General features: G+C 70.5%; 5 protein-coding genes. All 5 read left to right on the forward strand.

Going from position 1 to position 4,908, the window contains the following annotated elements; all coding sequences use genetic code 11:
* The first annotated feature begins 10 nt into the window (after positions 1-10).
* Positions 11-2,440 carry a SpoIIE family protein phosphatase gene (locus tag ACFWFI_RS40940; RefSeq protein ID WP_387400770.1) on the forward strand — a complete coding sequence of 810 codons (2,430 nt, stop codon included), beginning with the start codon at positions 11-13 and terminating at the stop codon, positions 2,438-2,440.
* A gap of 168 nt (positions 2,441-2,608) precedes the next feature.
* Positions 2,609-3,028, forward strand: coding sequence for a DUF6221 family protein (locus ACFWFI_RS40945; RefSeq protein WP_387400763.1), 420 nt, complete (start codon positions 2,609-2,611; stop codon positions 3,026-3,028).
* A gap of 100 nt (positions 3,029-3,128) precedes the next feature.
* Positions 3,129-3,362 (forward strand): hypothetical protein, encoded by a 234-nt coding sequence (locus tag ACFWFI_RS40950; RefSeq protein WP_387400765.1) that lies wholly within the window; start codon positions 3,129-3,131, stop codon positions 3,360-3,362.
* A gap of 341 nt (positions 3,363-3,703) precedes the next feature.
* Positions 3,704-4,282, forward strand: a complete 579-nt coding sequence (locus ACFWFI_RS40955) for a lamin tail domain-containing protein (RefSeq protein WP_387400767.1) — start codon at positions 3,704-3,706, stop codon at positions 4,280-4,282.
* Positions 4,283-4,431: 149 nt separating this feature from the next.
* On the forward strand, positions 4,432-4,908 hold a 477-nt coding region (locus ACFWFI_RS40960), incomplete at its 3' end, for a peptidylprolyl isomerase (RefSeq protein ID WP_387400769.1).

Raw genomic sequence — 4,908 nt, forward strand, 5'->3', positions numbered from 1 at the left:
TCCTGGCTGTGTGACCTGGAGCCCCGAAGGCAGCCGAACGCCCGACGGCCTGTCGCTGGTGCTCGCCCAGGCCGTGGTGAGCGCCGTCGACGGCGTCGGCGGGTACGGGGGCGGGGTCTACCTGCGCTCCCGTACCCCTGGCCTCCTGCTGATGGCGGTGCTCGCGGGGCTCCCCGGCCCGCTGCTGCGTCCCTGGTGGCGGATGAATGTGAACCGGCCCTTCCCGGTGGCCGAGGCCTACCGCTCGAACAGGCCGGTGTACCTGGGCGACGGGGAGGACGCCATGCGCCGGTTCCCGCAGCTGATGGCGGGTCTGCCGTTCCCCTTCGGATCGCTCTACGCGCCCGTTTCGGTGGGGACCACACCGGTGGGCGTTCTCGTCGTCCTGCGCTACGCCACCCGGGGGATACCGGTCGGCGGAGCGGACCGCCGCCGGATGGAGGGGCTCGCACGGAGGCTCGGCGCCGACATCGCCGCGCTCGGGGCACCGGCGGAATGGGACGGCGAGCCCGTGGTCGTCCGACTGCCCTCGGACACCGCGCGGCCGCTGCGGGTCGGATACTTCGACTGGGATGTCGGCAGTGGGGCCGTCGGCGCGGACGACGCCACGCGTCTGATCCTGGGCAACGACCCCGTGGACCCCCCTGCGCGCACCATGGAGGCGCTGACTGCCCGGCTGCTTCCCGAGGACGTGCACGGGCTCCGGGCGCTGGGAAGCAGAGCCGCAGGGGCGGCGGAGCCCCATGTGCGCCGGATGCGGCTGTGGGATCCGGACGGCCGTCCGCTTCTCGTCGAACTCTCCGGCCACGGCGGGAGGGGCCGGCTGACCGGTGTCCTGCTCGACCCGGGAGCCGGCCAGGTCGTCCCGGACGCGGCCGACCGGATCCCAGGCGGCATGCTCTGTCACGACCGGCTCGGGCGGATCACCTATGTCAACGGCCCGGCGGAGGAGATCCTCGGTCACGCCCGGGCGGAGCTGATCGGCCGGGACCTGTGGGCCGTGCTGCCCTGGCTGGCGAACCCCGCCTACGAGGACCATCACCGGGCCGCGTTCTTCTCCGACGACCCGGTCCACTTCCTCGCCCGGCGCACCCCGACCAACTGGCTGTCCGTGGCGATGTTCCCCGGCCGCGAGGGGGTCACGGTCACCTTCAGTCCTTCGGGGCGGCCCGGCCACGCACCGGAGTCCGCCGCCACACCAGGGGCGGAGCTCGGCTCACCGGCCGATCGCTCCGCCGTCCTCTACCGGCCGGTGGCGCTGGCCATCGCGCTCACGGAGGCGGTCACGGCCCGCCAGGTATCGGCCGTGGTCACGGAGGAACTGCTGCCCGCGTTCGGCGGCAGACAGCTGGCCATCTACCTCCAGAACGAACGGCGCCTCTACCTCGCCTCGGAGACGGGCTTCCCCAAGGGCTTCCTCGACCGTTTCGACGGAGTCGGCCTCGACGCCCGCATCCCCGGCGTCGAGACACTCACGAGCGGCCGGCCGCTGTTCTTCGAGTCGATGGACCAGCTGGCCGACGCCTATCCCGGCATCCCCATGGACGCCAGCGTCGGTGCCCGCGCCTTCCTGCCGCTCATCGCCTCGGGCCGTCCCGTGGGTTCGTGCATCCTCGGCTTCGACCAACCCCGCAGCTTCAGCCCGGAGGAGCGCACCGTACTCACCGCGCTGGCCGGGCTCATCGCCCAGGCACTCGAGCGCGCCCGGCGCTACGACACCGAGGTCGCGCTCGCGCGAGGACTCCAGGAAGCCCTGCTGCCCCACCGGCTGCCCGTCGTCGAGCACGTCGACACCGTCGGGCGTTACCTCTCCGGTACCCAGGACATCGAGATCGGGGGCGACTGGTACGACGTCATCGAGACCGGCAGCGGACTCGCCCTGGTCATCGGGGACGTCCAGGGGCACGGTGTCGCGGCGGCCGCCACCATGGGCCAACTGCGCAGCGCCGTAAGGGCCTTCGCGCTCATCGGGCAGGAACCGCAGGAGATCATGAGCGCCACCAACCGGCTGCTCATCGGCCTCGACCCCGGTCAGTTCGCCAGCTGCTGCTTCGCGCTGCTCGACCCCGCCACCGGTGTCACCCGTGCCGTCCGCGCCGGGCACCCCCAGCCCGTCCTGCGGCATCCCGACGGCAGGACCGAGGTCCTGGACCTCCCCGGAGGAGTGGTGCTCGGTGTGGACCCGGCTGCCTCCTATCCCGTCACGGAACTGCGGCTCGGGCCGGGAGCCGTCCTGGCCCTGTTCACGGACGGGCTCGTGGAAAAGGCCGGTACGGACATCGACGAGGGCATCGAGCGTCTGCGCAGCACCCTGGCCGCAGTGGGCCACATGCCGCTCGCCGAGGCCGCGGACCGCGTCATCGGGCAGGCCCGGCAGGACGAGGACCGGCCGGACGACATCGCGCTGCTCATGGCCGCCCGCCGGGCCCCGTCCTGCTGATCCGCGCCGGTCGCGGTCGGGTGAGTTGTCCGTCATACGGAACGCGCCCGGTGCGGACTGCGCCCACGGCACGCAGGTGAGGCATCCTCTGCTGGTCGGGCAGAACGGGCCCGTGGCGGCGAGTGGATCTTCCGCCGCGGTCTGTGACGGAGAAGGATTCGGAACCAGATGGCAGACAACTCGGACCTGTTGGCCTTCGTGCGGGCACGCCTCGCCGAGGAGGAGAACATCGCGCGGGAAGCGGGCGGTGACGGCTGGCGGACCCCGGCCGAGGCACCTGGCGAGGTGCACGACCGCACGAGCGGCATCGCGTTCGTCGTTCGGTCGCGTGGCTACGACCGGCACATCGCCTTCCAGGACCCCGCGCGCACCCTGCGCCGCATCGAGACCACCAGGGTCCTCCTGGACGAGTACGAGGAGATCGCGGTCCTGGACAGCGACCGGCCGGCCCAGGACTTCACCTCGGGCCGCGCCGTCGGGCTGGGATTCGTCGTCCGGCAGATGGCCGCCGAGCACGCCGGACATCCCGACTACCGGGTGAAGTGGCTGCCCCGGTTCTCCCACTGGGGCCCGTCCCCTCAGGGATGAAGGACGGGCGGGGCCGTGCGCCGGGATGAGTACGAGGGAGCGGCGGGTCTGAGTACGTGACCCGATTTCGCCACGGGGCCCCGCTGGTCGAATGGGAACCATGCTCCCCGACGCTCCGACGCGCCCCCGCATCCAGAACCTGACCAGCGCGGGTACCGCGCTGGCCGTGACCCTCCTCCCGCTGGTCATCGGCGTCCTGCTGGCCAGGACGATGGCGCTGGATCCGATGACGCCCGTGAACGCGTTGGTGACCAGCGGCGGTCAGCGCATCCGTCTCGCCCCTTCGCGGTGGATGCTCAAGGCTCGAACGCACGAGCTCCTTTCCCGTCGGTAATGAAACCTTTGTCCAGGTAAGCGCTGTCCCTTTTGTTACACGGATCCGCGCGGTCCAGGCAGGGTTGCCAGGGGGAGTGGGCTCAGGGTGAACGAGATGTGGTGACCATGTGAACGGTCCCCCGAAAGGGTCGGTGCAGCGATCAACGGTTGACAGGTCTACGACCGCCGGAATCCGTGCCGAATGCAGTCGTGTGTGACAGAAATGTCCGCACTTTGTCACACGAACCAGGGCACCTTTCGGCCACCCCGGAAGCGGGACAAAGTTTGCGTTCCCGGCACGACGCCGGGATCGGAAAACGCCCGGGACTCCATTCCGGGCCTGCACGATGAGGGGTTTTCATGTCCCGTTCCGCACGACGGATCACCGCCACCGTTCTCGCCTCAGGCGCCCTGCTCGCAGCAGCGGCTCTGCCGGCGACGGCCGATGGCAGGGACCACGGTCACAACAGGCCGGCACAGCGCTCGGCGGTCGTCCTGGGCGAGATCCAGTACGACAGCCCCGGCCGCGACAACGGCTCCAACCGCAGCCTGAACGCCGAGTGGGTCACCGTCACCAACACCGGCCGTCACGCCGTCAACCTCCGCGGCTGGACGCTCAGCGACGAGAGCCGCCGCACGTACAAGTTCGACCTGCGGCTGCCCGGCCGCTCCTCCGTCCGCGTCCACACCGGTGTCGGCCGTGACACCCGGCACGACGTGTACCAGGACCGTCGTCAGTACGTGTGGGACAGCAGGGACACCGCCACGCTCCGCGACAACCGCGGGCACAAGGTCGACTCCGAGTCCTGGGGCCGGCACCGCGACGGGGGTCACCGCGATGGCGGTCAGCGCGACGGGGGTCACCGTGACGGCGGTCAGCGCGACGGGGGTCACCGTGACGGCGGTCAGCGCGACGGGGGTCACCGCGGCAACCGCTGAGCAGCACAGGTAGGGGGAAGCGGCGTTCTCCCTGAATGAAACGGCGTACCACGGCTCACCCCCGTGGTACGCCGTGTTCGTGCAGCCCACAGCCGCCGTGGGGCGGGGTCTGTGCATCGGGAGGCGGCGGTTGATGTCAGGATGGACCCATGACCATCAAGGCGTATTTCGACATCACCATCGACGAGCAGCCCGCTGGGCGGATCGTGTTCAACCTTTTCGACGACGTTGCCCCCAAGACCGCGGAGAACTTCCGCGCGCTGGCCACCGGTGAGCACGGCTACGGCTACGCCGGCTCCCCGTTCCACCGTGTCATCCCGGACTTCATGCTCCAGGGCGGTGACTTCACCCGGGGCAACGGCACCGGCGGCAAGAGCATCTACGGCGAGAAGTTCGCCGACGAGAACTTCACCCTGAAGCACACCAAGCCGGGTCTGCTCTCGATGGCCAACGCCGGCCCGAACACCAACGGTTCGCAGTTCTTCATCACCACGGTCCTCACCCCGTGGCTGGACGGCAAGCACGTGGTGTTCGGCGAGGTCGCCGACGACGAGAGCATGGCGCTCGTCCGCAAGATCGAGACCTACGGCTCCCAGAGCGGCAGCACCAAGGCGAAGATCGCCGTC

The sequence above is a fragment of the Streptomyces sp. NPDC060209 genome, assembly GCF_042728155.1.
GTDB lineage: Bacteria > Actinomycetota > Actinomycetes > Streptomycetales > Streptomycetaceae > Streptomyces.